Genomic DNA, 26,397 nt, shown 5'->3' with positions numbered 1-26,397 from the left:
ATTACAGCTTCATCTTTATTTTTAATTATTATTTCGGAGGGGTTTAGATGTTGGATCTTCAATTACGCAGGAATGAAGCATTTTCAATCGCTACCTTGATCTATGCACGGTTAAGACGAGTAACTGGGCGAGTGATTGATGCCATGTATCTTGCAGAAAATATCCACTATGCAAAGCATGTGATTGGGCTGGCAGAGCAGACTGAAGATCCTGAATTATTACATCTAATCAACCGTTTAAAAACCACTCTGGATTTATCGTCATTTTCAGAACTGCAGGCTGAAGAACAGGCGGAAAAGGAACTGATTTCTGTGGAACCAAGTGAAGAAGATATCTATCGCGCACAGGTTTCACATCATTATATTGGCGCATTGCGCTAATTGGGGGATTGGGTGTGGATGCTCCAGACTGAAGCACTCATGTTTAAATGAAAAACAAGCATATAGATAGACAGGTTAAATTATCTTATTGAAAAAATACATGGGAATTTAAATTTCCATTCTTATTACCGAGATGGTTTTTGTACAACCGAGCTCTTTATCAACTATAAAGATTCGCTAATCTCTGTATAATACGTTGACTTAACGTATAAGGAATCTCTCATGCACTTGGCGGCATTGCATACACCGAGCCAGATTCAACTCAACAAAGCAGGTAATCTTAAACATTTCCTGACCATCGAAGGTCTTTCTAAAGAAACTCTTACAAAAATACTGGACACTGCGTTGTCCTTTTTTAATGACCAAAATCAGCTGATCACCAATAATTTGCTCGAAGGCAAAACGGTGATGAACCTATTTTTTGAAAATTCTACCCGAACGCGTACTACTTTTGAGGCAGCGGCCAAACGTCTGTCTGCCAACGTGCTGAATATCGATATTGCCCGTTCAAGTACCTCTAAAGGTGAAACTTTACGTGATACCTTGTGGAATCTTGAGGCTATGGCGGCAGATATTTTCGTGGTACGTCATTCATCTTCAGGTGCAGCACACTTTATTGCCAAAGATGTTTGTCCGAATGTCGCTATTATTAATGCAGGGGATGGTCGTCATGCCCATCCAACTCAAGCGATGCTGGATATGCTGACTATTCGCCGCGAGACTAACAAAAAATTTGAAGATATGTCGATTGCTATTATTGGCGATATCAAGCATTCGCGTGTAGCACGTTCAGATGTGGCGGCACTGCAAACCTTAGGTTGTAAAGATATTCGCGTGATTGCACCGAATACGTTGTTGCCATACGGTTTTGATGACTACAGTGAAGATGTACGCCTGTTCAATAATATGGAAGATGGCATCAAAGACTGTGATGTGATCATTACCTTGCGTATTCAAAACGAGCGTATTGATTCGCCAGCGCTGTCTTCTCAGGCTGAATTCTATAAAATGTATGGCCTGAATAAAGAACGTCTTGCCCTGGCCAAGCCGGATTGTATCGTGATGCATCCAGGACCAATGAACCGCGGTGTGGAAATTGATTCCAGCATTGCAGACGGTCCACAATCCGTGATTCTGAAACAGGTCACTAACGGGATTGCTGTACGTATGGCGGTACTGGCACTGGCGATGCAGGGGCAGTTACAGGAACAGGGTTTGATTGAAGCGATTGCGGTATAAGGAATAAGTCATGACTATTGTAAAAATTGAAAATGTCCGTGTTCTAGACCCAATCCAAAACACTGATTCAGTCGAAACGGTTTATCTGGAAAATGGTAAACGTATTGCAGAAACTGCTAACGTCTCTGAAACCATTGATGGACAGGGCAAATGGCTGATGCCAACTATGGTGGACTTATGTGCTCGTTTACGTGAACCGGGCCAGCAGCAACACGGGACTTTAAAGTCTGAAGGTAAGGCCGCACGTGAAAACGGGATTCTGCATGTATTTACCCCGCCAGATTCCAAACCGATTGTGCAGGATAATGGTGCGCTGATTCATGGTCTGGTTGAAAAAGCTATGCTGGATGGTGGTATTTATCTGCAGGTGATCGGTGCACAGACTCAAGGTCTGCAAGGTCAGCAACCGGCCAATATGGCAGGTTTGAAAAAGGGCGGATGTACTGCGGTTTCTAATGCCAGTGCGCCGTTTGCCAATGATGATGTGGTATTGCGTACACTTGAATATGCAGCAGGATTGGACCTGACTGTAGTATTCTATGCAGAAGAGCCGCAAATTGCCAAAGATGGTTGTGTGCATGAAGGCTTTATTGCTTCGCGCCAAGGTTTGCCAATGATTCCATCGCTAGCGGAAACTGTGGCCATTGCCAAATACCTGCTCATGATTGAAGCAACTAAAGTACGCGCTCATTTCGGTTTGTTATCTTGTGGTGCATCAGTAGAACTGATCCGTATTGCTAAAGAAAAAGGTCTGCCAGTAACTTGTGATGTCGCAATGCACCAATTGCATCTGACTGACCATCTGATTGATGGCTTTAACTCTCTTGCACACGTGCGTCCACCATTACGTTCTGAATCTGACAAAGAATTACTGCGTCAGGGCGTAAAATCTGGTGTGATTGATGCGATCTGTACCCATCATGAACCCCTGAGCAGCTCTGCCAAAATGGCACCCTTTGCGGAAACACAGCCTGGCTTTACCGCGTTTGATACCTACGTACCGTTCGGTATCCAACTAGTGAATGAAGGCTTTTTTACGCCGTTGGAATGGGTGGAGAAAGTCACAGTTGCTCCTGCGAAAGTCGCCAGTATGTTTGAGCGTTGGAAAGCGGAAGCAGGCTGGGTACTGGTTGATCCAGAACAGGAGTGGACATTAAGCAAAGAAACGATCGTTTCTCAAGGTAAAAATACACCACTGCTCAATCAAAAAGTGAAAGGTAAAGTGCTGCAAACTTTTATTGCTGCATAACACTTACATTTCGCGTTTACAAAAAGTCAGCTTCGGCTGACTTTTTTATATCTTAAATAAAATACTAGAAAAGTTAGCCCTACATAAACAGTGAAACTTTATGATATCAGTACAATTATTAACATTCCAAAGAGGGTGGGTCGCTACACTGATTAAATATTAAACATTATAAATCAGAATAATGGTGATCTTGATGAATACAGATTTAATTGAACGTTTAAAGAGTGATGTGACCGCCATTGTGCTGCAAGGTGAAACAGAACATCTATTTGCCAAGGATCAGGCCTTAGCCCAATTCTATCCTGTATTGTTAAGTATTCTTCGTGCAAGACCGGCCTGGATTGAAAGTCTGGGTCAGCAACTTAATCCCAAGATTGATGAATTATTTAATAATAATCCGACCCTAAAACAACAATTCCTGGCTCAGTTAGATTCAACTGCACCTCAAGATGAAATTGAACAGACCCTGAACCGGGCAATTGTTCCAACCATGAATTTCTTGCAGGCAGAAGCAGGTGCACCCACTGCTGAAGCAGTAGGCCATTTGTTAGATACCCATGCAGACTCGATTCAACGGGCATTACCAGTATGGGCCGGTCCTATACTGGCATCTTTAGGCGTATCTCCGCTGGCAGGACAAAATCTGAACCGCGCACCGGGTCTGGCTTCCGAACCGGAAGCAGAACCAGTACTGACTGAAGAGAAAAAGGCAGTGGTGTTCTGGCCTTTTATTCTCCTCGTGATTATTGCTGCAATTATCTTATTATTCTTCCGTGGATGCCTGCGTGATGATGATCCGGATGAATTACGAAATGCTCAGGCAGTAAGCGAAGCTGCTGCAACAAATCCTGCAATTCTAAAAATCAGCACCGGTAGTCAGGGTGAAATTGTCAACTGTCAGGTACAGATGAATGATCCGAAATATATGCAAATTCTGCAAAATGAAATTAAACAGATCTTTAATTACAGTATTGGCTGTGGCGCAGTAGCCAATGAAAATTACCACTCAGAATTTATTGATCAGGATACAATTCCATCCGTATTAAAATTACTGCAAGGCATGTCAAATGTGACTTTGACTTGGGCAGGTAATCAGGTGTCTGTACAGGCAGCGAACAGTGCAGATGCACAGCGTCTGGCGGGTCAGATTCGTGGTCTGGCTAAAAATGTAGAAGTTGTGATCCAAAAAACAGTTGATATGGATGAGGCGATCAATACAGCCAATACCGAGGCAAAAAAAGCTTTAGACGAACTTCAGATGGAAAATATTGAGGCGTTAGATGTTGCAACTGCCTTAAACCTGCAAATTATTCATTTCGCGACAGGTTCCACCGAAATTCCTGAAGTGAATAAAAGCTTGCTGGATCAGACCGCAGCTTTATTACAATATGCCAAAGATGTACGTCTAACCGTGATGGGCCATACTGATACGGAAGGCAGCAGCACTCAAAATCAGGAGCTGTCTTTAAAACGTGCTCAAGCCATTGTGAATTATCTGGTGCAGAAAGGGGTGAACCCGGCGCAGTTACAACCAGTAGGTATGGCGGCGAATCAGCCTGCTCAATCGAATGCGACTTCGAACGGTCAGTATCAAAACCGTCGTGTAACTTTTGAAGTTATGAGTACTGAAGATGGTCGTGTCCATACTGTAGATAATGAAGGCGTAGTTGAAAAGAAAGCCAGCTAAATAATTCTTTCATCATAAAAAAGGACGAATGATTCGTCCTTTTTTATTTATTATGAATTAAGAGAAGACAGGTGGGGTATAAGTCAAAGTTCTTCCGAGGAACCAGAGTAAGAACAGTACCAACGGAAGATGAAAGACCAGTTGTGTCACTGTAAAGCCAATTACATCTTTAGCCTTTAATTTCAAGATTCCCAGCATGGGGAGCATAAAGAAAGGATTGATCAGATTGGGTAAGGCTTCGGCTGCATTATAGATCTGGACAGACCAGCCCAGATGTACTTTCAGGTCATGTGCGGCCTGCATCACATAAGGCGCTTCAATAATCCATTTTCCTCCACCAGAAGGAATGAAGAAGCCTAGAATCGCAGAATAAATTCCCATAACGATGGCAAAGGTTTCCTGCGACGCAATCGACACGAAGAATTCGGCGATATAATGTGACAGGGAAAGATCAGCAGAATTCAGGGCATTGGTCATCATAAAGGCAATACTGCCATAAAGCGGAAACTGGATCAGCACCCCTGAAATGGCCGGCACAGCTTTGGATACGGCATTGAGAAAATTACGTGGTGTACCATGTAGGGCTACACCTAAAATCAGAAAGATAAAGTTATAAGTGTTTAAGCTGGAGATTGCCAGAATCGGATTGCTCTTGGAAAACTCGTTAAACATCCAGACCAGACCCATAACCACAATCAGAATACTTAAGATTGGCGAGTTTTCAAGCCAGTCACCTGGCCGTTTATGGATCACGGTTTCAGTCTTTTCTTCTTCAATCTGGATCGGGAAGTGATCAATGGTTTTAATATGATTGCCTTTGGGCGCAGACCAGTAGGCAATGGCAATCGAGGCGATGATCAAGACTGCTGTCATAATCATGGATTGCGGCAGGAAAATCGTTTCAGTAAATGGAATCACACCAGTCAGATTATACAGAGGTTCTGGCAGGCTGGATTTGTTGGCCTGTAATTGTGCGGCAGATGAGCTGATACCGAGCGCCCAGGTTGCACCCATCCCAATAATCGCTGCTGCGGCAGCTGCACGGTAATCCATATTTAGCTCTTTACGCTGTGCCAAGGCAATCACCAAAAGTGCAGTTAGCACTGTACTCATCGCCCAGTTAATCAGGGAAATCAGTAGACTAACCGTAGCGACGAGAACGATGGCTCCACGTCCAGAATGAGGAATGCGCGCCATTTTCTGAATCAATAATTGCATCGGTTTGGAAACCGAAACTACATAACCGACCACGATCAGCATACACATCTGTAAGGTAAAGGGAATCAGACTCCAGAATCCGTCACCAAATGAAATCGCGACGTCTTGTGCCGGTGCACCAATGCCAATCGCAGCAATTGCAACGATAATGACACCAAGTAGGGCAAAAATATAAGAGTCTGGAAACCATTTTTCAGACCAGTCGCTGACGCGCATGGCAAAGCGCTGCAAGATATTTTGTTGAGTTTGCATGATTAAAATCCATTTATTCTGCTTTCGTTATTAAGAAGTGGCTTTCTTCAGCCAAAAAGAAACCCTTAAAAATTTTCATTTTAAGGGTTGGGAACAATCAGGCTGCTTTACGGAGTAAAGGCACACCGGTGACTTTCTGAATTTCATCAAAACTGACATCGGGTGCCAGTTCTACAAGTTGAATACCTTCAGGTGTGACATCCAATACACCTAAGTCAGTAATAATCCGGTTCACTACAGCCTGGCCAGTAAGCGGAAGACTACATTGTGAGACAATTTTAGGCGTACCATCTTTAGCGCAGTGTTCCATCAGCACCACAACTTTCTGTACGCCTGCAACCAGATCCATGGCACCACCCATGCCTTTGACCTTCTTGCCCGGAATCATCCAGTTGGCCAGATCACCATTTTCTGAGACTTCCATAGCACCCAGAATGGCGATATTGACATGACCACCACGAATCATGGCAAAGGAGTCGGCACTGGAAAAGAAAGAAGCACCTTTGCGGGCAGTTACCGTCTGTTTGCCAGCATTGATCAGGTCGGCATCTACAGTATCTGCCGTTGGAAATTCTCCAATACCCAACAGGCCATTCTCAGACTGTAACCAGACATTGATATTTTCCGGAATATAGTTGGCCACTAAGGTTGGCAGACCAATACCCAGATTCACATAGAAACCGTCTTCAAGTTCCTGTGCGGCGCGCTGCGCCATTTCATTACGTGTCCAAGCCATGATCAAGCCTCCGCCTTTAAAGTCATCTGTTCAATCCGTTTTTCTGGTTGGGTATTGAGTACAATCCGGTTCACATAAATGCCTGGAAGATGAATTTCATCTGGATCAAGGGCACCGATCTCGACAATTTCTTCGACTTCAGCAATGGTCACTTTACCAGCCATGGCACAGACCGGATTGAAGTTCTGGGCAGTTTTACGGAAAATCAGGTTACCAGCTTTATCGGCCTTATAAGCTTTAACCAAAGCTACATCAGCAGTTAAGGATTCTTCCAGAATATAAGACTTGCCATTAAACTCACGGACATCTTTACCTTCAGCGATAACGGTTCCAACACCGGTCGCGGTATAGAAAGCGGGAATACCTGCACCACCGGCACGTAATTTTTCAGCTAAAGTTCCTTGAGGGGTCAGTTCAACTTCGAGTTCCCCGCTTAAGTATTGGCGTTCAAATTCCTTGTTCTCGCCCACATAGGAAGAGATCATTTTTTTAATCTGTTTGGTTTCCAGCAATAGCCCCAAGCCAAAGCCATCGACACCGGCATTATTGGAAATACAGGTGAGACTTTTGGCACCGGTTTCTTTTAAAGCTGCAATTAGGGCTTCTGGAATACCACATAGACCAAAACCGCCTACCGCCAAGGTATCTCCATTCTGAACCACGCCGTCTAAAGCGGCTTTTGCACTGTCATACACTTTATTTGACATTTTTACCTCGATTTATTCTTCTCTTGCAGATCTCTTTCATCTAAAGATCTGCTGATTTCTATCCATGAGGACTTATAGAGTGTCCGGCTATTTTAAGTTTTTAAGCACAGGCTTTTTGCCAATAGGTATTGGCATAATTGGATGGATTATTGCGTTGTAATACCTCGCTGATATTACGGCTGGCCTGCATCAAAGCATCCAGTTGAATACCGGTTTCAAAGCCCATCTTGGAGAGCAGGTAATACAGGTCTTCAGTTGAAACATTGCCGGAAGCACCTTTGGCATAAGGACAGCCACCGAGACCGGCAATAGAGGAGTCAAATACCCGAATCCCTTGCAGCAATGACTGGTAAATATTAGCGATGGCCATGCCATAGGTATTATGAAAATGACCGGCTAGCACTTTACTATCAATTTCTGAAAGACAGGCATCCCAGACGTTCTTCACGCGATCCGGAGTTGCCGTACCAATGGTTTCACCTAATGACACTTCATAGCAGCCCATGTCTAGTAGACGCTGTGTAACTTTGACGACCTGCTTCGGATCAATTGCACCTTCATAAGGGCAGTCCACCATACAAGAGACATAGCCACGCACCTTGACATCATTTGCTTTGGCAGCTGCCATCACATCTGCAAACTTCTCAAAGCTTTCATCAATCGAGCAGTTGATATTCTTGTGGGTAAAGCTTTCAGAAGCTGCGGTAAATACCGCAACTTCTTTACAATCCACAGCCAGCGCTGATTCAAAACCTTTCATGTTTGGCGTCAGCAAACTGAACTGGATATTCGGATCTTTAGGCAAGCTGGCAAATAGCGTATCGCTATCTGCCATCTGTGGAACCCATTTGGCTGAAACACAGGAGCCGACCTCAATCGCCTGCAAACCTGTTTTCATCAGGTCCAGAATCAGATTTTTACGGTCATCTAGTGTTAAAGATGTTTTTTCGTTTTGCAGGCCATCGCGTGGCCCGACTTCTACGATTTTAACGAAATCTGTCATGCAACTTCCTCCGCTAGAGGCTGAAACTCAACCAGTTCATCACCGGCTTTAACCTGATCACCTTTCTGGAAGTATGAGTTTGCGATAATGCCATCATGCGGAGCGCGAATGGTATATTCGATCTTCATTGCTTCCAAGGTCAGCAGTACATCGTCTTTTTTCACTTTGTCATTTGCCGCGACCAGAACCTGAGTAATCACGCCAGGCATTGGCGCAGTCAAGTTATTTTCAGTCCCTTGTTCATCCTGGTTATTAAAGTCATTTTTCAAATAATTGAACTTGTAGCTTTGACCATTCTGGAACAGGGTAATGCCATGCTCAGTCTGACTAAATGCCAGTTTCTGCTGCTGACCCGCAAGATTTAACTGGAGTAGGTGTTGATCAAGCAGCTCACCCTGGATGGTAAGTGTCTGGCCTTCATAATTTGCCAGGAAACTATTTTCTAGCGCTTTAAAGCTCACCACACGTAAAACGTCATTACATTGTAATTTAATTGTGTAGCTATTTTGCTGATTCAGACGCCAAAATGCCTTTTGCTGCCAGACTGGATTATTGCTAGTCGGGTTTTGAGCCAGACGCGATAACAGTTCAACCAAGGCTGCAGTGACCACTAATTCTGCACTGATATCAGCAGATGGTTTGAGTAGGAACTCTTCTTCACGTTGAATCAAGCCAGTATCGAGATGGGCATTTTTAAATGAATCACATAATACTAAGCGATCAAGAAAAGCGATGTTATTGCCAAGACCATCGACATGAAACTGACCCAAGGCATGATGCATCTGGATTAAAGCAGCTTCACGGTTTTTGCCCCAAACAATCAGTTTGGCAATCATCGGATCATAATAGGTGCTGATTTCATCACCTTCGACAATGCCACTATCCACACGCACGCTGTCATTTTGTTCTGGATAGTGCAAATAGCTGATCTGACCGATGGCAGGAATAAAACCTTTTTCTGGTTCTTCGGCATAAACACGGGCTTCCAGTGCATGACCGTGTATCTGTAATTCATGCTGCTGTTTCGGTAAAGGTTCACCGAACGCTACACGTAACTGCCATTCCACCAGATCCTGACCGGTGATCATTTCAGTGACTGGATGCTCAACCTGCAGACGGGTGTTCATTTCCATGAAGTAAGCAGTACCGTCTTGCTCAACGATGAACTCGACTGTACCGGCACCGACATAATTTACAGCACGTGCAGCATCAATTGCGGCTTGGCGCATCGCCTCAAGTTTGTCTTCTGGCATTTTAGGTGCAGGTGCTTCTTCCAGAACTTTCTGGTGACGACGCTGCACGGAGCAATCACGTTCAAACAGATGCACATAATTGCCATGTGTATCACCAAAGACCTGAACTTCAATATGGCGTGGCTGCACGACATAGCGTTCAATCAGCACATCTTCATTGCCGAAGCTGGAACGTGCTTCGCTTTTACAGGAAGCGAGTGAACTCAGGAAATCTTCACTACGCTCGACCAGTCGCATGCCTTTACCGCCACCGCCAGCACTAGCCTTGATCAGTACTGGATAGCCAATACTGTCAGCTTGTTGTTTCAAGAAATCGGCATCCTGATTGGTACCATGATAGCCGGGGGTTAAAGGTACACCAGCTTTTTCCATTAAGGCTTTAGAGGTCGCTTTCAGACCCATTGCTAAGATCGCATCCACTGGCGGACCAATAAAGACAATGTTGTTATCCTGACAGGCCAGGGCAAACTGGTCATTTTCAGACAGGAAACCATAACCTGGATGAATGGCCTGAGCACCGGTAGTTTTTGCTGCCTGAATAATACGTTCAATCTGTAAATAACTTTGTGCAGCAGGCGATTCACCAATATGGATGGCTTCATCTGCCAGTTTGACATGCTGTGCCTGTGCATCGGCATCGGAATATACGGCAACGGTGGCAATCCCTAACTTTTTCGCTGTACGAATCACACGGCAGGCAATTTCACCACGATTGGCAATTAAAATCTTTTCAAACATCCTACGATCCTTCTTGTTGTTATGCCGTGGTCTTGATCCAGGCCGGGCTTTGTTTGTTTAAAAATGCATTTAGTCCATTTTTCGCCTCATCTCCCTGGCGAACATGGGCAATATGCTGTGCGGTTTTAAGCAGCAGATCTTCAGTCAGAACCTGCTGATCGACCAGTTGAATCAGCTGTTTTGAAGCGTTTTGCGCTGCTGGTCCACCGAGTAAGAGCGCTTCAACAATCTCATCAATTTTGCTGTCGAGCTGTTCTGGTGCCGTCACTTCATGTGCCAGACCAATGGTTTTCGCCTGTTCAGCTGAGATTCGCTCAGCAGTCAGGAAATAGCGTGACGCCTGACGGGCACCGATCGCACGAATTACATAAGGACTAATGGTGGAAGGAGCCAATCCTAAACGGACTTCCGATGTGGCAAACTTGGCATCGGTGCTGGCGATACAGATATCACAAGCGGATGCCAGACCCATACCACCACCAAAAGCAATACCATGGACACGGGCAATCGTCGGTTGTTTTAATGTCGCCAGACTTTGTAGCATTTTTGCCAGTTTTAAAGCATCAGCTTCATTGTCTGCCTGTGAGGCCTGACCGGCCTGTTTCATCCAGTTCAGATCCGCACCCGCAGAGAAGCTTTTGCCTCGGCCTGCCAGAATCACTACACGTACATCATCACGCTGATTTAAAGACTGGAAACAGGCATGTAGCTCTTCAATGACTTGGGTATTAAACGCATTGTGCAGTTCAGCCCGGTTAATCCAGACCGTTGCCACCTGATTCTGCTGTTCGAGCTGTAAAAATTGATAGTCCATTTTTGTCACCTCTTACATGCGGAACACGCCGAATTTGGTTGGCTGAATTGGCGCATTCATCGCTGCAGCCAGACTTAGGGCCAGGACTTCACGCGATTGCGCTGGATCAATGACACCGTCATCCCATAAGCGCGCAGAAGCATAATAAGGATGGCCTTGACGTTCATATTGATCACGAATCGGCTGTTTAAACTGGTCTTCTTCTTCAGCTGACCAGGTTCCACCTTTTTGCTCAATCTGATCGCGTTTCAAAGTCGACAATACGCTAGAGGCCTGTTCACCGCCCATCACTGAAATACGCGAGTTTGGCCAGGTCCACATAAAGCGTGGCGAGTAAGCACGGCCACACATGCCATAGTTACCGGCACCAAAAGAACCGCCAATCACCAGAGTAAGTTTAGGCACATTGGCTGTCGCGACGGCCATCACCAGCTTGGCACCATTTTTGGCAATACCTTCATTTTCATACTGACGACCCACCATAAAGCCGGTGATGTTTTGCAAGAAGATCAGCGGAATATTGCGCTGGGTACATAGTTCAATAAAATGTGCGCCTTTTTGCGCAGACTCGGAAAATAGAATACCGTTATTGGCAATGATTCCGACTGGCATTCCATAAAGCTTGGCAAAGCCAGTCACTAGGGTAGTCCCGAAACGTGCCTTGAATTCGTCAAAGCGTGAGCCATCGACAATACGCGCAATCACTTCACGGATATCAAACGGTTTACGGGCATCGCTTGGCACAATGCCGTACAGCTCTGAACTGTCAAAACGCGGTGCTTCGATTTCATCTGCAGTTTTATTTGGCTTTTTGTTCAGGTTCGCCACAATGTTGCGGGCAATGGCAATTGCGTGTTCATCATTTTCTGCCAGATGATCGGCAACCCCAGATAAACGGGTATGTGCATCACCACCACCCAGGTCTTCACTGGAAACCACCTCGCCGGTAGCTGCTTTTACCAGAGGAGGGCCACCCAAGAAAATAGTACCCTGATTGCGCACAATAATGGTCTCATCTGACATTGCTGGTACATAAGCACCACCGGCTGTGCAGCTACCCATCACCACTGCAATCTGGGCAATACCTAAACTCGACATACGTGCCTGATTGTAAAAGATACGGCCGAAGTGATCACGATCCGGAAATACTTCATCCTGTAAAGGCAGATAAGCACCGCCAGAATCGACCAGATAAATACATGGCAAATGATTCTGCTCGGCAATTTCCTGGGCACGTAAATGCTTTTTCACCGTAAGGGGATAATAAGTACCGCCTTTGACTGTGGCATCATTGGCCACGATCATGCAGGTTACACCATTCACCTGACCCACACCAGCAACTACACCTGCTGCAGGAACATCATCCTGATAAACCTGATAGGCAGCCAGTTGACCGATTTCCAGAAAAGCCGTGCCTGGATCAATTAAATGATTAATCCGTTCACGCGGCAGTAATTTGCCGCGATCCAGATGTTTTTGGCGGGCATTTTCTCCGCCACCCAAGGCAATTTTTTCTACTTTCTGTTTAAGGTCATTCACCAGTTGCAGCATGGCAGCCTGGTTGGTCTTAAACTCTTCACTACGTATATTGATTTTGCTCTGTAACTGATTCATGACGAACATCCTTGTTTTATTCTAAGTGTTAATGTTTAGGCTGTTTCGTTGAAGAGCTCACGGCCAATAAGCATGCGGCGGATTTCGGAAGTTCCGGCGCCAATTTCATAGAGTTTGGCATCGCGCCATAAACGGCCTGCAGCAAATTCATTGATATAACCGTTCCCACCTAGGGTCTGAATGGTTTCACCCGCCATCCAGGTGGCTTTTTCAGCGGCATATAAAATGGCACTGGCAGCATCTTTACGTAGGCTACGGCTATGGTCGGCCTTGTCACATTCAGCACCAACGGCATACACCAGTGCCTTACATGCCAGCCAGGTAGAGTACATGTCAGCAATTTTGCCTTGCATCAACTGGAATTCACCCAGTGCCTGACCAAACTGTTTACGGTCATGAATATAAGGAATCACGGTATCCATGCAGGCATCCATAATGCCCAGTGGACCAGCACTGAGAACCGCACGTTCGTAGTCCAGACCACTCATCAGCACTTTAGTTCCATTGCCGACACCGCCAAGGACGTTTTCTTTAGGAACTTCGACATTGTCAAAAAACAGGGGATAAGTATTGGAACCACGCATACCCAGTTTGTCTAAATGAGTGCCGTGACTAAAACCTGGCATATTTTTCTCAACCAGGAAGGCGGTCATGCCTTTGGCGCCAGCTTGTAAATCGGTTTTGGCATAGACCACAAGTACATCAGCATCGCCGCCGTTGGTGATCCACATCTTGGAACCGTTGAGTAGATAATGATCACCTTTATCTTCAGCTTTCAGTTTCATGCTGACCACATCTGATCCGGCATTCGGCTCAGACATTGCTAATGCACCGACATATTCGCCAGAAATCAGTTTTGGCAGATAACGCTGCTTTTGTTCTTCATTACCATTTCGCTTAATTTGGTTTACACATAGGTTAGAATGGGCGCCATAGGACAAACCAATGGATGCTGAAGCACGGGAAATTTCTTGCATGGCAATAATATGGGCCAGATACCCCAGATTGGTACCGCCATATTCTTCACTGACCGTTAAACCAAGTAGGCCCATATCACCAAATTTTTTCCAGAGGTGAGCCGGGAATTCATTGTCACGGTCAACTTGCTGGGCAATTGGGGCAATTTCCTTGGCGCAAAATGCGGCCACTGAATCACGAAGCGCAATAAGAGTTTCATCCAAACCGAAATCTAAGCTTTGTAAATTCATTCTTCATCCATCCTGAGATTATATTTGTTGTGTCCAAAAGCATTTTTGTTGTGCTTGTTTTTTTAACATACAACGAAAAATTAAAAAAGTGAACCTATATTCACAAAATGATTTACAATTCATTTTATCTGGTTGAGAATAAGATTATGAGTTATAAAAGATCATCACTGATGCAGGAACGAATGGAACAAAATCGTTTGTCGATTTTACAGTCTGCTCGTGAACTGATTACTCAAGGGGGCTTTAAAGAGGCGTCGATTCAGGCGATTGCAGAACGCGCAGGCGTTTCTACAGGGCTGGTATATCGATATTTTGAGAACAAAAGCCAGATTTTGATTGAAGTTTTGTCGGCAGCGATTCAGCATGAAGTGGGAATTCTTGTTTCCATTGCCGGGTCAGATTTATCGCCAAAACTAAAATTGCAAAAATCTGTTACAACTTTTGTGAAACGTGCCATGAATAGTCCCCAGTTGGCGTATTCACTTATGTTTGAACCGGTTGATCCGGAAATGGAACATGAGCGTTTTCGCAGTAAACAGCTGCTTAAACAAAGCATTAAGGAAATCCTGGCCGAAGGAAAGGTGAATGGAGAGTTCGAGTTTGAAGATTTAAATACGGCAGCTTTGGGTGTGGTGGGTGCCATGACCTTTGTCGTGATTGAACCTTTGAATCCGTCCCGTAATGTGATGTTTGATCAGAACTACAAGGATCACTTTGTCAAACAGATTGCCGATTTTTGTGTTAACGCAGTACATCGACAGGAGGGAAATTCAGCAGCATAGACACACAAAAAACAGGCACATAGACAAGGTCGTCGTGGTCATAAAACAATTAGTAAAGTTGAAAAATCAGAATTACAAAGAATCAAGGAGATCGATTCAATGACACAAGTACGGTTAAGCTATGCCTATGGAACCAGCAGCCAGCCTTTATTAGGCATGACGATTGGTGGAAAATTTGATCAGGCTTGCGAGCAGTATGCAGATCGCGATGCAGTCGTCAGCATGCATCAGAACATACGCCTGAGTTATCGGCAGCTACAGGATCAGGTCAATGCCTTTGCCTGTCAGCTGCTGAAATTGGGTATGCAAAAAGGTGACCGTCTGGCAATCTGGTCGCCGAACTGTGTGGAATGGACTATTACCCAGTTCGCAGCTTTCAAGGCAGGCATTATTCTGGTTAACCTGAATCCGGCCTATAAAAGCAATGAGCTGGAATATGTCCTGAATAAAGTGTCCTGTAAGGGACTGGTCATTGCATCGCAGTTTAAAACAACGGACTATCAGGAAATCCTGACCAAAATTGCACCTGAATTAAAACAGGCTCAAAATAAATTACTGAATGCAGAGCGTCTCCCACATTTAAAGCATGTCATTAAAATTGATGAGCAGCAGCATACTGGTATTCATCGTTTTCAGGATTTAATGCCTACACCAAGTGCTCAAGAACTGGAACAACTGCAACAGATCTCTACTGATTTGCAGTTCGATGAAACCATTAATATCCAGTTTACGTCAGGCACTACAGGTAACCCTAAGGGTACAATGCTGACCCATAACAATATTTTAAATAATGGTTACTTCGTCGGTGAAGCGATTCACTTAAGTCCGGAAGACCGTGTCTGTATTTCTGTTCCACTATTCCACTGCTTTGGCATGGTAATGGGCAATCTGGCCTGTATTACCCATGGTTCAGCCATGATTTATCCGTCTGCCGTATTTAATCCGCTGGAAACCTTAAAAGCTATTCAGCAGGAAAAATGTACGGCAGCTTATGGCGTACCGACCATGTTTATTGCTGTGCTGGAACATGAACAGTTTGACGATTTTGATCTGTCTAGCCTGCGTACCGGCATTATGGCGGGTAGCCCATGTCCGCAGGAAATTATGCAGCGTGTAATTGAACGCATGCATATGTCCGAAATTACCATTTGTTATGGCATGACTGAAACAGCACCAGTAAGTGCCCAAAGTTCTACAGAAGACAGTGTTGAACGTCGTGTCAGTACAGTTGGCCGTGTCCATCCACATCTGGAAGTTAAAATTGTCGATGAAAATGGTAAGGTGGTGCCGCGCGGTCAATTGGGTGAACTGTGTGTGCGGGGTTATTCCGTGATGCTCGGTTATTGGGAAGATCAGGACAAGACGCAGGAAGTGATTGATGCAGCACGCTGGATGCATACCGGTGATATTGCTGAAATGGATGATGAAGGCTTTGTCAAAATTAAGGGACGTATCAAGGATGTGGTCATTCGTGGCGGTGAAAACCTGTTCCCGAAAGAAATTGAAGATTTCCTTTACACCCATCCAGCGGTGTCAGATGTGCAGGTGATTGGCGTGCCAGACCATAAATATGGTGAAGAGCTTTGTGCCTGCATTATCCTGCATGAAAATGACCCATGTACCGAAGAAGCCCTCCGTCAATATTGTGCTGAGCATATTTCTCACAATAAAGTGCCGCGTTATGTGCGTTTCTTCCATGAATTCCCGATGACAGCTTCAGGCAAGGCACAGAAGTTCAAGTTGCGTGAATTTATGCGTGAAGAATTAAATTTAAAAGAGATTGCTTAAATTAATTAAAGCTAAGTTTAAATAGTATTTGATCAGATGACCTGGCGGCATGGATGCCGCCGTTTCATTGTATGGCAAGGATGCCATATCAATGAAACAGAGGGGTTTGGTTACTTTGCCCAGTCAAAGTAACGAAGCACCTGCACAATGGAAGAAGAATCCATCTTGCAAATTGAGGTCATGTATTTAGCAATTTCTTTAAATAGATAAAAATCTATTTCTATATAAATCAGAGTAAACAGATGGCAAAAAACTTTCACAGTGAAGTGGTGGTCGCCAGTTATGATGATCATATCCGTAAACTGATTCCTGGCTATGAACTGGTGCATCAGCAGATTGAAGCAATACTCAGTACTGAGCTTCCAGAAAATGCACATATCCTGATCGTGGGTTGCGGTACTGGTTATGAACTATCTTATTTATTGCAACAGCATCCAAACTGGACATTTACTGCGATTGATCCTTCCGCTGCAATGCTTGAGCAGGCAAGGAAGCAGCTGGCTTCTATTGGCGCTGAACAACGAGTTCAGTTTATACAGTGCACCACTCAGGAACTGGATCAACAAAATTCATTCGATGCTGCACTCGCTATTTTAGTCGTCCATTTTATTCCTGAACCTCAGAAATCTGATTTTTTTCAGGCTATCTATCAGAGCCTTAAAGCTGGCGGGATCGGATTGACCTATGATCTGATGCAACCAGAAGATGAGAATGAATTAAAGGTAATGCAAAAAATGGCACAGCAAACCGGACTTAGTGTGCAGCAAAGCGAAAATATGCTGGCCAGATTGCAGCAGGACTTTTTCCTGATTTCAGTAGAAGATTCAAATGAACTTTTAACAAAAGTCGGATTTAAACAGCGCAAAATTTATAGTCAAATCATGAATTATTATGGTTTTTTACTCAGAAAATAAAGATCATGAAACTTTATATGAATTTTAAAGTTTAAGAGAATAATCAAGGAAGTTTAAGAATAATGTCAGCATATTATAGTTTGATCCAGCGCGAGCAGCATACAGATGGCAGTAATACTGCCTATTATCGTTCCAATATTCATGCTCAAGGTGCGTGGAATCCTCATGAACAGCATATGGCACCGGCAACCGGTATTCTATGTGTTGAACTGGAACAGTTTCAGCCTAGATCAGAAATGCGCATTGGCCGGGTTGGACTGGATATTTTTGGGCTGATTGCATTTGGTGAATTTTCTATTACTACACGCATGATCCGTCCTGGCAAAACTATTGAATTGATTGAGGCAGAAATGTGTGCCAATGGAAAAACCTGTATTGTTGCACGTGCCTGGAGGATGCTGACTTCAGATAGCCGGGCCATTGCAGGTATCGAAGATTTTCCGATTGAAAGCCCTGAGTTTTTACCGGTTTGGGAGGGTATGAGTTGCTGGCCGGGTGGTTATATTCAAAGTATTGAAACCCGTGCACATACCGACCATCGTGCAGGTAAAGGTATTGTCTGGCTTAGAAATTCATTGGATATGGTAGAAGGACAACTGACTACAGATTTTAGTCGTTTACTCGGTATGGTCGATACCGCGAATGGCATTGTGCCACGTCAGGATCCAAATGCGGGCTGGGGATTCCCGAATCTGGATTTGCAGATTCATATGCACCGTCTGCCGCAAGGTGAATGGCTGGGGCTGGAAGTGGTGCAACAGTATGGTGAAGATGGGATTGGTCTCACCAGCGGTGTGCTGCATGATATTCACGGGCCTTTCGGTCGCAGTGAACAGATTCTGACCTTACGAAATTTCTAAAACTGATTTAAAAGCAAAAGGATGAATTGATTCATCCTTTTTTTATTGGCATGCTGTGCGCAATGGTTCAGGAATATTGATGAATGCGGATTAGTATTATTGGGGCAGGGCGTGTGGCTTATCATCTTGCCCATGCATTGTCAGCACAACATGAAATTGTACAGATCTACAGCCGGACTCTGGATAAAGCACAGCAACTGGCTGATCAATTTAAAGCGCAAGCCATCGCTCAACCTGAAAATCTGAATCAGGATATAGACTTGATGATCATTGCCGTGAGTGATCAATCAATTGCTGAGGTCATCAGACAAGTCTATTTTTACTTGCAAGATGTGCTGATTGTCCATACTTCAGGCAGTTCTCACCTGAATGTTCTAGCAGATGTACATGCAAAGTCTGGCGTCTTTTATCCATTGCAAACCTTTAGTCTGGAACGTGAAATTGACTGGGAAAATACGCCTTTATTTATTGAAGCGTCTGAGCCAGAAGATCAAGAAATCTTAACTCATTTAGCAAATAGCCTAAGCAAACGAATTTATCAATATAGTTCAGACCAACGTTTGAGCTTACATCTGGCTGCAGTGTTTGCCTGCAATTTTAGCAACTACTGTTATGACATGGCCAAGCAGATTGTGGATGCACAGCAGGTAGACTTTAGCCTGCTTTATCCATTGATTCTGGAAACAGCCAATAAAGCGACGAAAAATGATCCTCGTCAGGGGCAGACTGGACCTGCGATGCGTGGTGATCAGAATATTCTGAATATACATCAGCAGATGCTAGAGCAGTCTCAGCGACAAGACTTGGCAAATGTATACAACTTACTCAGTCAGCAGATTTTAGAACGCCATCAGAGCTAATAAAAAAAGCGCTGAATAATCAACGCTTTTTAGGCTTATAGATTTAAGAAATTTTCTTAAAGATAAAGTCATTAATCTTGTGGCCAGCTTCGATCCCGCGACGTTCAAATTTGGTCTGTGGGCGCCATTCAGGACGAGGGTAGCTGTTTCCTTTACCCGCCAGGTTTTCTAAACGTGGACGTTCTTCCAGAACTTCCAGCATCCACTCAGCATACGGTTCCCAGTCTGTTGCAGCATGGAAAGTACCGCCAAGTTCTAGTTTTTGTTCAACCAATGGCATGCGGTCATGAGATACAAAACGGCGTTTAAAGTGACGTTTTTTCTGCCATGGATCAGGGAAATACAGCTGAACGGTGTTGATGCTATTGTCTGGCATTTCACGAAGTACCTGAATCGCATCAGCATCCAATACACGTAAGTTCGTCACGCCAGCCATACCTGCTTCATACACGCACTGCGCAATACCCGGTACATGCACTTCGATTCCGACAAAGTTACGCTCAGGATTCGCTTTCGCCATGAGAACCAGAGAGCGGCCCATACCAAAACCGATTTCGACAGTCAGCGGACGTTCAGGATGCTCAAAATGCTGACGCAAGTCACCCACCGGATATTCCAAAATTAAGTGACCATATTGTTCAAGCGCAGTACGTTGAGAGGTATTTAATGGCGCTGAGCGGCGCATAAACGTCACAATTTCACGGTGCTCGCTTAAATTGTCCAGCTCCACGACTTGCTGGTCTAATTGATCGTTCGACATAATTTTGGCAAATCTAAAAATTCAGAATGCGGTATTTTAAGTCCTGAGCGGTGCAAGTCAAACTTTTCTCGGTATTTCTCCATAAAAATCGAGCCAGAGATCTCAGACAAAATAAAAGAGCCAATCGGCTCTTTTAGAGATCAAGTTTGATTAGGTACTAAAACGGTCGATCAAAGTGCTACTGGCTTCATTTAAACCAATTACAGTCACGTCTATGCCTTGGGCTTTAAACTTCTGGATGACGTTATTGAGCATATTTACTGAAGTCACATCCCAGACATGCGCATGTGTCAGATCCAGCTCAACATGGTCCAGCTTTTCCTTAAAATCAAAGAATTGATAGAACTTTTCAGTACTACTAAAAAAGATCTGTCCAGAAATCACATAGCTGCGTGAATTGGGCTCATGCAAATAAGTCGAGACATGTACAGTTTTTTCCAGCTTATTAATAAAGAACAGAGCAGAGAGCAATACACCGACAAATACACCGAGTGCCAGATTATGAGTAGCAAGCACGACAATAATCACCGCAATCATCACGGTATTAAATTCTAGTGGATGCTTGCCAAACTGTTTGATTGCACCCCACTGGAAGGTAGTAAATGACACCATAATCATAATGGCAACCAGCGCAGCCATAGGAATATAAGCCAGCCAGTCTTTCAGGAAGACCACCAGACACAGTAAAAACACGCCAGCTACTAATGTCGATAGACGGGTACGTGCACCTGAAGAAACGTTGATAATCGACTGACCAATCATGGCACAACCGGCCATTCCGCCCATAAAACCGCTGACAATATTGGCCACACCCTGACCACGACATTCCTGATGTCGGTCACCTTCAGTTCCAGTAACTTCATCAATCACTGTAGTGGTCATCATACTTTCAAGCAGACCTACAGTGGCTAGAGTAAAGGAATAAGGCAGGATAATCTGCAAAGTTTCCAGATTCAGTGGAATTTCTGGAAGAAGAAAGACTGGCAAGGTATCTGGAAACTGTCCCAGATCGCTCACAGTACGCATATCTGCACCAAGCAATAACGCAAGTGCGCTCAGTACGACGATACAGATCAGAGGCGATGGAATCGCTTTACCGATTTTCGGGATATAAGGAAACAGATAGATAATTGCCAAACCTACTAAAATGAACAGATAAGCCGTACTGTCCATCCGGTGAATTTCCGGGATTTGTGCCACAAAAATCAGGATCGCGAGGGCATTCAAGAAACCATATACCACAGCCTGCGACACAAAACGCATCAGCTTGGCAACTTTAAAAAAGCCCGCAATCACCTGAATGATTCCGGTCAGAATCGTGGCTGCAAGCAAGTATTGCAATCCATGATCCTTGACCAGCGTAATCATCAATAGTGCCATTGCACCTGTAGCCGCAGAAATCATGGCAGGACGACCACCGAAAAAGGCAATGGACACGGCAATACAGAAAGAGGCATATAAGCCGACTTGCGGATCGACACCGGCAATCGCAGAAAAGGCAATAGATTCAGGAATCAGGGCGAGTCCAACCACCAAACCTGCCAGTACATCAGTCCGGATATTGGAAAACCATTCTTCTTTTTTCAGGTTAATCACGAAATATCATCTAAATTTTGAGAACCTGCGTATCTTAAACAGATACAGATAAAAATCTACACAAGATTGACTTGCAAAAGCCTGTAAATTCCTCAATATTGAATATGTAACTGTGCTGAATCACAGTTACGCTTTTTTGCAATTTACAGGTTTGATCACTTGAAAGTTTGTCAGAAGCGATTTAAAACATTGAGAAGTGTATAACAAGGATCAGAAATGAAGCTTTACTATTCGCCAGGCGCGTGCTCTTTGGCAGCTCATATTATTTTAAATGAAATTAATGTCGATTTTGATTTGGAACGTGTTGACTTAAAAACCCATAAAACAGAAAAAGGTGCAGATTATTACGAAATTAACCCAAAAGGTTATGTACCAGCATTAGAAATTAATCCGGGTTTAATTCTTACAGAAAATGTTGCAATTTTACCGTTTCTTGCTCAACACGATCCAAAACAAGATCTGATTCCACCTTCTGGCATGGGACGTGCCAAAGTGCTGGAGTGGTTAGGTTATCTCAATTCAGAACTGCATGATGCTTATGCTGTATTCTTCACTGGAAAATTATCAGATGAAGCCAAAGAAAAAGCATATGCAGAAATTGACCGTTTATTGAGTTATATCGATAAGGCGATTGGTGAATCGGACAATGATTATCTGGTCGATGATAATTTCGGTCCGGCAGATGCTTACCTGTTTGTTCTCACCAACTGGTCGAACCAGATTGAACATGATCTGAGTCCATATAAAAATATTATTCATATCCGTAATAAGGTTGCAGAACGTCAGTCTGTACAGATTGCAATGCGTGATGAAGGTTTGATTCCTTAATACTAAAATTTTGAAAAAGCGTCATAAGGCGCTTTTTTTATTGCTTCCAAAGTAATTGTTGATATTTAGTCAATAATGATTTGCAAAATCACTGCTTTTTAGCAATAAGCAGAGTCTATATAGTGCCTGCATAAATTTTTAGTTTCAGGTTCTTTCCATGAAAAATATTTTATTAATTAATGGCGCAAAAGCTTTTGCCCACTCAAATGGTCAGTTAAATGATACTTTGGCCGAACTGGCTCAAGAAGTATTAACAAAGCTGGGGCATCAGGTTGAGGTAACTCGTGCTGACAATGAATATGATGCAAAAGCAGAAGTAGAAAAATACCTTTGGGCAGATACGGTCATTTACCAAATGCCAGGCTGGTGGATGGGTGCGCCGTGGCCAGTGAAAAAGTATATTGATGATGTTTTTACCGAAGGGCATGGCAGCCTGTATGCAAATGATGGTCGCTCACGTTCAGATGCTTCAAAAAAATATGGCTCAGGTGGCCTGATTCACGATAAAAACTATATGTTATCTCTTACCTGGAATGCACCGATGGATGCGTTTACAGATACCGAGCAGTTTTTTCATGGCGTGGGTGTAGATGGCGTTTACCTACCTTTTCATAAAGCCAACCAATTCCTGGGGATGCAGGCTTTACCGACATTTATTGTGAATGATGTAATTAAAGCCCCTGAAGTTGAAGCGTATATCGCACAGTATCGTGAACATTTAACTCAAATTTTTGCTTAATCAGGAGATATGACCATGCTAACCGTTATTGCTGAAATCATCTGTCATTCGGAACAAGATATGAAAACAGTGCTGGATTCATTTAACAACATCCGCGCACAGGTATTACAAGAGCCAGGCTGTCATCTTTATGATGTCTATATTGATCATCCAGAGATTGAGAGCCGATTACAGACCAAAGTGCCTTTTTCAATCATGATGTTTGAAAAATGGGAAAGCATCCAGCATCTGGAAACCCACATGCATAGTGTAAATATGCAGCAGCATGCTAAGGCCACTAAAGGTGCGGTTGCGAGTGTAAAGATTCGAATTTTAGAAGCACTTTAAGCTGTAATTCTCAGTTTGAAAGAGTTTGTGATATTTAATTTTTTATTCGAACTCTTGTGGCTGATTAAATTGAACCTGTTCAAGTTTCAGTGCGTAGCGGTGTTTTAAGGTGGACCATTGAACTTTGGCAGGTTGAGTCTGTTCTGCAAATTCATTTTCATCTGTTGTAGTTTTTACCTTGCCTGTTAAAAAGTTAATGCTTCGTGCTGTACTCTCACCCGAAGCACGGTGAAAATCATCTACATCATAGCCGATCAGCTTAAAAGCATTATTTTGGTATCGGAATGTATAAGTATGATTGGTGACATACCATGAACCACAACTTAGCCAGTAATGTAAATGAACCCGAAGTACACCTTTTTGAATGCTTAAGGCTTCGGATTCACCAAGTGGATCAGTGAGGCAAGGCGACTCTACATCACCTTCGGTTGGCAAAGTAGTATTGCTAGCTGCAAGCTGATAACCATTTGCCTGCTTGAATAAAATCAAAAGTTTTCGTTTGTTTATATTCAGAACATCATTACCTAAACCCGCATTTGCAACGAGATTTTCGGGATTAGTATCTTCAATAATCAGTGCGAGGTCCGCTTGACCGTCCTGATTTAAATCACCTTGCGCTTTTTCTAAAATTTTCCAGTTTTTCGGAACAAAAGATTGATAGTTTGAATGTAGAGAACTGCCTATCTGAGGTGTTGCACATGCACTTTGTGTAAATGCTATACACAGCAGGGTGCTAAATAGGAAAGGCAGTTTGATTTGATGAAGCATCGGTTTAAATTCCTTTTATTTATAATTTTATTGATGGTCAAAGCTGAGTGATAAGTTTAACCAACAAGGTTAAGTCATCTCTTTGAATAATGAATAGGTATTTATGGTGAACTGTAAAGCTTTTTATAAATTCAACTATTAGATATTAACTTTCTATTTGAAATAATCCAAATCAAGACGTGAATTTTTAATATTTAATTTTCAAAGTTGACCTGGGTATCTAAATTTAAAAGTTCAGGAGTTTGCTAGAAACTCCTGAACAGATCGACATGATTTAAATAATTTTTTGGGCCTCTAGCCTCGATTATTATTTAAAGAAATAACCGGTTTCAGGTGAGCTGGCATTGGCCATGCGTTTGCGTGGCATACGTCCGGCAAGAAATGCTTCACGACCTGCTTCAACTGCCTTACGCATCGCAGAGGCCATCAAGACCGGATTTTGTGCTGCTGCAATCGCCGTATTCATCAGTACGCCGTCACAGCCCAGTTCCATGGCAATCGCTGCATCACTGGCAGTACCGACACCCGCATCAACCAGCACAGGCACTTTGGCATTTTCTTTAATGATTGAAATGGTGTGTGGATTCAGAATCCCTAGACCTGAACCGATCAGACTACCCAAAGGCATGATTGCTACGCAGCCCATACTTTCCAGTTCTTGTGCCACGATCGGATCATCTGAGGTATAGACCATGATTTCAAAACCGTCATCAATCAGGGTACGCGCCGCTTTCAAGGTCTCGGTAATATTTGGATAAAGGGTCTTTTCATCGCCCAGTACTTCCAGTTTTACCAGGTTATGACCATCCAGCAGTTCACGTGCCAGCATACAGGTACGTACTGCGCTATTAGCATCAAAACAGCCCGCAGTATTTGGCAAAATGGTGTATTTTTCTGGCGGAACCACTGAAAGCAGGTTCGGTTGGTCTGGATGCTGACCAATATTTACCCGGCGAATAGCAACCGTTACAATTTCTGCACCGCTGGCCTGAATGGCCTGATCTGTTTCATTTAAATCTTTATATTTGCCTGTGCCTACTAAAAGACGAGACTGGAATTGGCGTGAACCGATCTGTAATAAATCTTGCATAATTGTTCCAAGTGTTATTAGCCGCCACCGACTGCGTGAATAATTTCTATTTTGTCCGCTTCGCAAATGGGCGTTTCACCCAATCTGCTTTTAGAAATAATCATTTCATTGACCTCAACTGCAAAGCGCTTACCCTCAAGCGCCAGACTTTGAACCAGTTCCAGCAGGTTCTTGCATTGAGTTTCTTGTTGTTCGCCATTAATATACACTAACATCTTGGCAACCCTCCATGATTATTGATTAAAGCATCAGACCTATTTGAGGTATTTTACGGCATTCCAGGCCAGAATTAACCAGCCAGCAATCATTAAGGCACCACCAATTGGTGTAATTGCACCTAAACCGCGCGGTAGACCCAGTGCCATGACATAGAGTGAGCCACAGAACAGGAAAATTCCCGCCTGAATCAGGAGAAAACTCCATTTGATTGGCAATTCAGGAATCACTCTGCTGATCACTGCTAGAATAAGTAAGCCAAGAGCATGGTAGAAGAAATAATCTGTGGCCGTTTGCCACCAGGTCAACTGTGCTTCAGTCGCTCGAGTCTTTAAACCATGGGCACCAAATGCGCCGAGCATGACTGCAAGCGCAAGATTCAGTGCTGAAATCGCAATCCACATTTGAATTGATCTTCTCAATAAAGTTTGCGCTTAACCTTAGCATAAAAGCCAAGGCTGAAACACGGCATTAAAAAACAAAAAAGCCTTCATGTGTGAAGGCTTTTTCTTAAGATTAGTATGTCCCGTCCTGAAATAAGTTTACACCTTAAGAGACTTATTTTATGGAACATGCACAAGAACAACGAGTTAAACGCACACAACGTGATTATAGCTTCGCCTTTAAAATGATGGTTGTACATGAAGTAGAAAAAGGGCAAATTACTTATAAACAAGCTCAGGCAAAATATGGTATTCAAGGAAGATCAACTGTGCTGGTATGGTTACGCAAGCACGGACAACAGGACTGGACTTCGAATATGCCGACTTC

At 43.7% G+C, this 26,397-nt stretch carries 26 protein-coding genes and 1 pseudogene; 13 read left to right on the top strand and 14 right to left on the bottom strand.

Going from position 1 to position 26,397, the window contains the following annotated elements; all coding sequences use genetic code 11:
* Positions 1-47: 47 nt before the first annotated feature.
* From ACEWB7_RS09685 to ACEWB7_RS09670, 4 genes are all read left to right on the top strand, one after another.
* Positions 48-380 (top strand): hypothetical protein, encoded by a 333-nt coding sequence (locus ACEWB7_RS09685; RefSeq protein WP_034702100.1) that lies wholly within the window; start codon positions 48-50, stop codon positions 378-380.
* A gap of 222 nt (positions 381-602) precedes the next feature.
* Positions 603-1,619, top strand: coding sequence for an aspartate carbamoyltransferase catalytic subunit (locus ACEWB7_RS09680; RefSeq protein WP_034702102.1), 1,017 nt, complete (start codon positions 603-605; stop codon positions 1,617-1,619).
* A gap of 10 nt (positions 1,620-1,629) precedes the next feature.
* Complete coding sequence (locus tag ACEWB7_RS09675; protein WP_034702104.1) at positions 1,630-2,868, top strand: dihydroorotase; 1,239 nt, start codon at positions 1,630-1,632, stop codon at positions 2,866-2,868.
* 193 nt (positions 2,869-3,061) lie between these two features.
* Positions 3,062-4,555: an OmpA family protein gene (locus tag ACEWB7_RS09670; protein ID WP_312316966.1), complete on the top strand. Its 1,494-nt coding sequence runs from the start codon at positions 3,062-3,064 to the stop codon at positions 4,553-4,555.
* Between the two features lie 57 nt (positions 4,556-4,612).
* On the opposite strand, the gene ACEWB7_RS09665 is transcribed toward ACEWB7_RS09670, so the two are convergent.
* The 8 genes from ACEWB7_RS09665 to ACEWB7_RS09630 form a co-directional block, all read right to left on the bottom strand.
* Positions 4,613-6,025: a short-chain fatty acid transporter gene (locus ACEWB7_RS09665; RefSeq protein WP_034702106.1), complete on the bottom strand. Its 1,413-nt coding sequence runs from the start codon at positions 6,023-6,025 to the stop codon at positions 4,613-4,615.
* Between the two features lie 97 nt (positions 6,026-6,122).
* Positions 6,123-6,761, bottom strand: coding sequence for a CoA transferase subunit B (locus ACEWB7_RS09660; RefSeq protein ID WP_004782495.1), 639 nt, complete (start codon positions 6,759-6,761; stop codon positions 6,123-6,125).
* A gap of 2 nt (positions 6,762-6,763) precedes the next feature.
* The gene (locus ACEWB7_RS09655) at positions 6,764-7,468 is read right to left on the bottom strand and encodes a CoA transferase subunit A (protein WP_034702109.1); all 705 of its coding nucleotides are present in this window, start codon (positions 7,466-7,468) and stop codon (positions 6,764-6,766) included.
* Between the two features lie 100 nt (positions 7,469-7,568).
* Complete coding sequence (locus ACEWB7_RS09650; RefSeq protein WP_034702110.1) at positions 7,569-8,471, bottom strand: hydroxymethylglutaryl-CoA lyase; 903 nt, start codon at positions 8,469-8,471, stop codon at positions 7,569-7,571.
* A complete protein-coding gene (locus tag ACEWB7_RS09645; protein ID WP_034702113.1) occupies positions 8,468-10,462 on the bottom strand; it encodes an acetyl/propionyl/methylcrotonyl-CoA carboxylase subunit alpha in 1,995 nt (664 codons plus the stop codon). Before ACEWB7_RS09645 ends, ACEWB7_RS09650 begins: the two co-directional genes overlap by 4 nt.
* Before the next feature lie 19 nt (positions 10,463-10,481).
* Positions 10,482-11,276 carry an enoyl-CoA hydratase/isomerase family protein gene (locus ACEWB7_RS09640; RefSeq protein ID WP_180139268.1) on the bottom strand — a complete coding sequence of 265 codons (795 nt, stop codon included), beginning with the start codon at positions 11,274-11,276 and terminating at the stop codon, positions 10,482-10,484.
* Between the two features lie 12 nt (positions 11,277-11,288).
* Positions 11,289-12,890: a carboxyl transferase domain-containing protein gene (locus ACEWB7_RS09635; RefSeq protein WP_034702118.1), complete on the bottom strand. Its 1,602-nt coding sequence runs from the start codon at positions 12,888-12,890 to the stop codon at positions 11,289-11,291.
* Between the two features lie 35 nt (positions 12,891-12,925).
* Positions 12,926-14,098, bottom strand: a complete 1,173-nt coding sequence (locus ACEWB7_RS09630) for an isovaleryl-CoA dehydrogenase (protein ID WP_004782484.1) — start codon at positions 14,096-14,098, stop codon at positions 12,926-12,928.
* A 146-nt stretch (positions 14,099-14,244) separates the two neighbouring features.
* Between ACEWB7_RS09630 and ACEWB7_RS09625 the strand changes: the two genes are divergently transcribed.
* From ACEWB7_RS09625 to ACEWB7_RS09605, 5 genes are all read left to right on the top strand, one after another.
* Positions 14,245-14,880, top strand: a complete 636-nt coding sequence (locus tag ACEWB7_RS09625) for a TetR/AcrR family transcriptional regulator (protein WP_004782481.1) — start codon at positions 14,245-14,247, stop codon at positions 14,878-14,880.
* A 99-nt stretch (positions 14,881-14,979) separates the two neighbouring features.
* Positions 14,980-16,668: an AMP-binding protein gene (locus tag ACEWB7_RS09620; protein ID WP_034702124.1), complete on the top strand. Its 1,689-nt coding sequence runs from the start codon at positions 14,980-14,982 to the stop codon at positions 16,666-16,668.
* A gap of 242 nt (positions 16,669-16,910) precedes the next feature.
* Positions 16,911-17,582: a class I SAM-dependent methyltransferase gene (locus ACEWB7_RS09615; protein WP_034702126.1), complete on the top strand. Its 672-nt coding sequence runs from the start codon at positions 16,911-16,913 to the stop codon at positions 17,580-17,582.
* A gap of 62 nt (positions 17,583-17,644) precedes the next feature.
* Positions 17,645-18,442, top strand: coding sequence for a thioesterase family protein (locus ACEWB7_RS09610; protein ID WP_034702127.1), 798 nt, complete (start codon positions 17,645-17,647; stop codon positions 18,440-18,442).
* 83 nt (positions 18,443-18,525) lie between these two features.
* On the top strand, positions 18,526-19,302 hold the full coding sequence (locus ACEWB7_RS09605; RefSeq protein WP_034702129.1) for a Rossmann-like and DUF2520 domain-containing protein: 777 nt from the start codon (positions 18,526-18,528) through the stop codon (positions 19,300-19,302).
* A 43-nt stretch (positions 19,303-19,345) separates the two neighbouring features.
* Here ACEWB7_RS09605 and trmB read toward each other — a convergent pair whose 3' ends face one another.
* Both trmB and ACEWB7_RS09595 read right to left on the bottom strand, forming a co-directional pair.
* Positions 19,346-20,062 (bottom strand): tRNA (guanosine(46)-N7)-methyltransferase TrmB, encoded by a 717-nt coding sequence (trmB, locus tag ACEWB7_RS09600; RefSeq protein WP_004782474.1) that lies wholly within the window; start codon positions 20,060-20,062, stop codon positions 19,346-19,348.
* Between the two features lie 150 nt (positions 20,063-20,212).
* A complete protein-coding gene (locus ACEWB7_RS09595) occupies positions 20,213-21,658 on the bottom strand; it encodes a SulP family inorganic anion transporter (protein WP_312307566.1) in 1,446 nt (481 codons plus the stop codon).
* A 216-nt stretch (positions 21,659-21,874) separates the two neighbouring features.
* On the opposite strand from ACEWB7_RS09595, the gene ACEWB7_RS09590 reads away from it, so the two are divergent.
* The 3 genes from ACEWB7_RS09590 to ACEWB7_RS09580 all read left to right on the top strand — a co-directional run bounded on the left by ACEWB7_RS09590 (position 21,875) and on the right by ACEWB7_RS09580 (position 23,552).
* Positions 21,875-22,486: a glutathione binding-like protein gene (locus ACEWB7_RS09590; RefSeq protein WP_004782472.1), complete on the top strand. Its 612-nt coding sequence runs from the start codon at positions 21,875-21,877 to the stop codon at positions 22,484-22,486.
* 157 nt (positions 22,487-22,643) lie between these two features.
* The gene (locus ACEWB7_RS09585) at positions 22,644-23,225 is read left to right on the top strand and encodes an NAD(P)H-dependent oxidoreductase (protein ID WP_034702134.1); all 582 of its coding nucleotides are present in this window, start codon (positions 22,644-22,646) and stop codon (positions 23,223-23,225) included.
* Between the two features lie 15 nt (positions 23,226-23,240).
* Positions 23,241-23,552, top strand: coding sequence for a putative quinol monooxygenase (locus ACEWB7_RS09580; RefSeq protein WP_034702136.1), 312 nt, complete (start codon positions 23,241-23,243; stop codon positions 23,550-23,552).
* A 42-nt stretch (positions 23,553-23,594) separates the two neighbouring features.
* On the opposite strand, the gene ACEWB7_RS09575 is transcribed toward ACEWB7_RS09580, so the two are convergent.
* The 4 genes from ACEWB7_RS09575 to ACEWB7_RS09560 all read right to left on the bottom strand — a co-directional run bounded on the left by ACEWB7_RS09575 (position 23,595) and on the right by ACEWB7_RS09560 (position 26,030).
* On the bottom strand, positions 23,595-24,320 hold the full coding sequence (locus ACEWB7_RS09575) for a hypothetical protein (RefSeq protein WP_411580669.1): 726 nt from the start codon (positions 24,318-24,320) through the stop codon (positions 23,595-23,597).
* Between the two features lie 307 nt (positions 24,321-24,627).
* The gene (locus ACEWB7_RS09570; RefSeq protein ID WP_034702140.1) at positions 24,628-25,410 is read right to left on the bottom strand and encodes a thiazole synthase; all 783 of its coding nucleotides are present in this window, start codon (positions 25,408-25,410) and stop codon (positions 24,628-24,630) included.
* A gap of 17 nt (positions 25,411-25,427) precedes the next feature.
* Positions 25,428-25,625, bottom strand: a complete 198-nt coding sequence (thiS, locus tag ACEWB7_RS09565; RefSeq protein ID WP_005235073.1) for a sulfur carrier protein ThiS — start codon at positions 25,623-25,625, stop codon at positions 25,428-25,430.
* 39 nt (positions 25,626-25,664) lie between these two features.
* Positions 25,665-26,030 (bottom strand): DUF423 domain-containing protein, encoded by a 366-nt coding sequence (locus tag ACEWB7_RS09560; protein ID WP_004782466.1) that lies wholly within the window; start codon positions 26,028-26,030, stop codon positions 25,665-25,667.
* A gap of 161 nt (positions 26,031-26,191) precedes the next feature.
* On the opposite strand from ACEWB7_RS09560, the pseudogene ACEWB7_RS09555 reads away from it, so the two are divergent.
* A pseudogene (locus ACEWB7_RS09555) lies at positions 26,192-26,397 on the top strand (IS3 family transposase); the annotation flags it as partial.

The sequence above is a fragment of the Acinetobacter sp. NIOH-H-8 genome, from assembly GCF_046635365.1.
GTDB lineage: Bacteria > Pseudomonadota > Gammaproteobacteria > Pseudomonadales > Moraxellaceae > Acinetobacter.
The sequence above is the reverse complement of the archived record's forward strand: the minus strand, read 5'-3'. Positions and strand labels throughout refer to the sequence as shown.

Bases quoted from the DNA above. Each gene is read 5' to 3' on its own strand.
- ACEWB7_RS09685 (WP_034702100.1), top strand. From the start codon at position 48: ATGTTGGATCTTCAATTACGCAGGAATGAAGCATTTTCAATCGCTACC.
- ACEWB7_RS09680 (WP_034702102.1), top strand. From the start codon at position 603: ATGCACTTGGCGGCATTGCATACACCGAGCCAGATTCAACTCAACAAA.
- ACEWB7_RS09675 (WP_034702104.1), top strand. From the start codon at position 1,630: ATGACTATTGTAAAAATTGAAAATGTCCGTGTTCTAGACCCAATCCAA.
- ACEWB7_RS09670 (WP_312316966.1), top strand. From the start codon at position 3,062: ATGAATACAGATTTAATTGAACGTTTAAAGAGTGATGTGACCGCCATT.
- ACEWB7_RS09665 (WP_034702106.1), bottom strand. From the start codon at position 6,025: ATGCAAACTCAACAAAATATCTTGCAGCGCTTTGCCATGCGCGTCAGC.
- ACEWB7_RS09660 (WP_004782495.1), bottom strand. From the start codon at position 6,761: ATGGCTTGGACACGTAATGAAATGGCGCAGCGCGCCGCACAGGAACTT.
- ACEWB7_RS09655 (WP_034702109.1), bottom strand. From the start codon at position 7,468: ATGTCAAATAAAGTGTATGACAGTGCAAAAGCCGCTTTAGACGGCGTG.
- ACEWB7_RS09650 (WP_034702110.1), bottom strand. From the start codon at position 8,471: ATGACAGATTTCGTTAAAATCGTAGAAGTCGGGCCACGCGATGGCCTG.
- ACEWB7_RS09645 (WP_034702113.1), bottom strand. From the start codon at position 10,462: ATGTTTGAAAAGATTTTAATTGCCAATCGTGGTGAAATTGCCTGCCGT.
- ACEWB7_RS09640 (WP_180139268.1), bottom strand. From the start codon at position 11,276: ATGGACTATCAATTTTTACAGCTCGAACAGCAGAATCAGGTGGCAACG.
- ACEWB7_RS09635 (WP_034702118.1), bottom strand. From the start codon at position 12,890: ATGAATCAGTTACAGAGCAAAATCAATATACGTAGTGAAGAGTTTAAG.
- ACEWB7_RS09630 (WP_004782484.1), bottom strand. From the start codon at position 14,098: ATGAATTTACAAAGCTTAGATTTCGGTTTGGATGAAACTCTTATTGCG.
- ACEWB7_RS09625 (WP_004782481.1), top strand. From the start codon at position 14,245: ATGAGTTATAAAAGATCATCACTGATGCAGGAACGAATGGAACAAAAT.
- ACEWB7_RS09620 (WP_034702124.1), top strand. From the start codon at position 14,980: ATGACACAAGTACGGTTAAGCTATGCCTATGGAACCAGCAGCCAGCCT.
- ACEWB7_RS09615 (WP_034702126.1), top strand. From the start codon at position 16,911: ATGGCAAAAAACTTTCACAGTGAAGTGGTGGTCGCCAGTTATGATGAT.
- ACEWB7_RS09610 (WP_034702127.1), top strand. From the start codon at position 17,645: ATGTCAGCATATTATAGTTTGATCCAGCGCGAGCAGCATACAGATGGC.
- ACEWB7_RS09605 (WP_034702129.1), top strand. From the start codon at position 18,526: ATGCGGATTAGTATTATTGGGGCAGGGCGTGTGGCTTATCATCTTGCC.
- trmB (WP_004782474.1), bottom strand. From the start codon at position 20,062: ATGTCGAACGATCAATTAGACCAGCAAGTCGTGGAGCTGGACAATTTA.
- ACEWB7_RS09590 (WP_004782472.1), top strand. From the start codon at position 21,875: ATGAAGCTTTACTATTCGCCAGGCGCGTGCTCTTTGGCAGCTCATATT.
- ACEWB7_RS09585 (WP_034702134.1), top strand. From the start codon at position 22,644: ATGAAAAATATTTTATTAATTAATGGCGCAAAAGCTTTTGCCCACTCA.
- ACEWB7_RS09580 (WP_034702136.1), top strand. From the start codon at position 23,241: ATGCTAACCGTTATTGCTGAAATCATCTGTCATTCGGAACAAGATATG.
- ACEWB7_RS09575 (WP_411580669.1), bottom strand. From the start codon at position 24,320: ATGCTTCATCAAATCAAACTGCCTTTCCTATTTAGCACCCTGCTGTGT.
- ACEWB7_RS09570 (WP_034702140.1), bottom strand. From the start codon at position 25,410: ATGCAAGATTTATTACAGATCGGTTCACGCCAATTCCAGTCTCGTCTT.
- thiS (WP_005235073.1), bottom strand. From the start codon at position 25,625: ATGTTAGTGTATATTAATGGCGAACAACAAGAAACTCAATGCAAGAAC.
- ACEWB7_RS09560 (WP_004782466.1), bottom strand. From the start codon at position 26,030: ATGTGGATTGCGATTTCAGCACTGAATCTTGCGCTTGCAGTCATGCTC.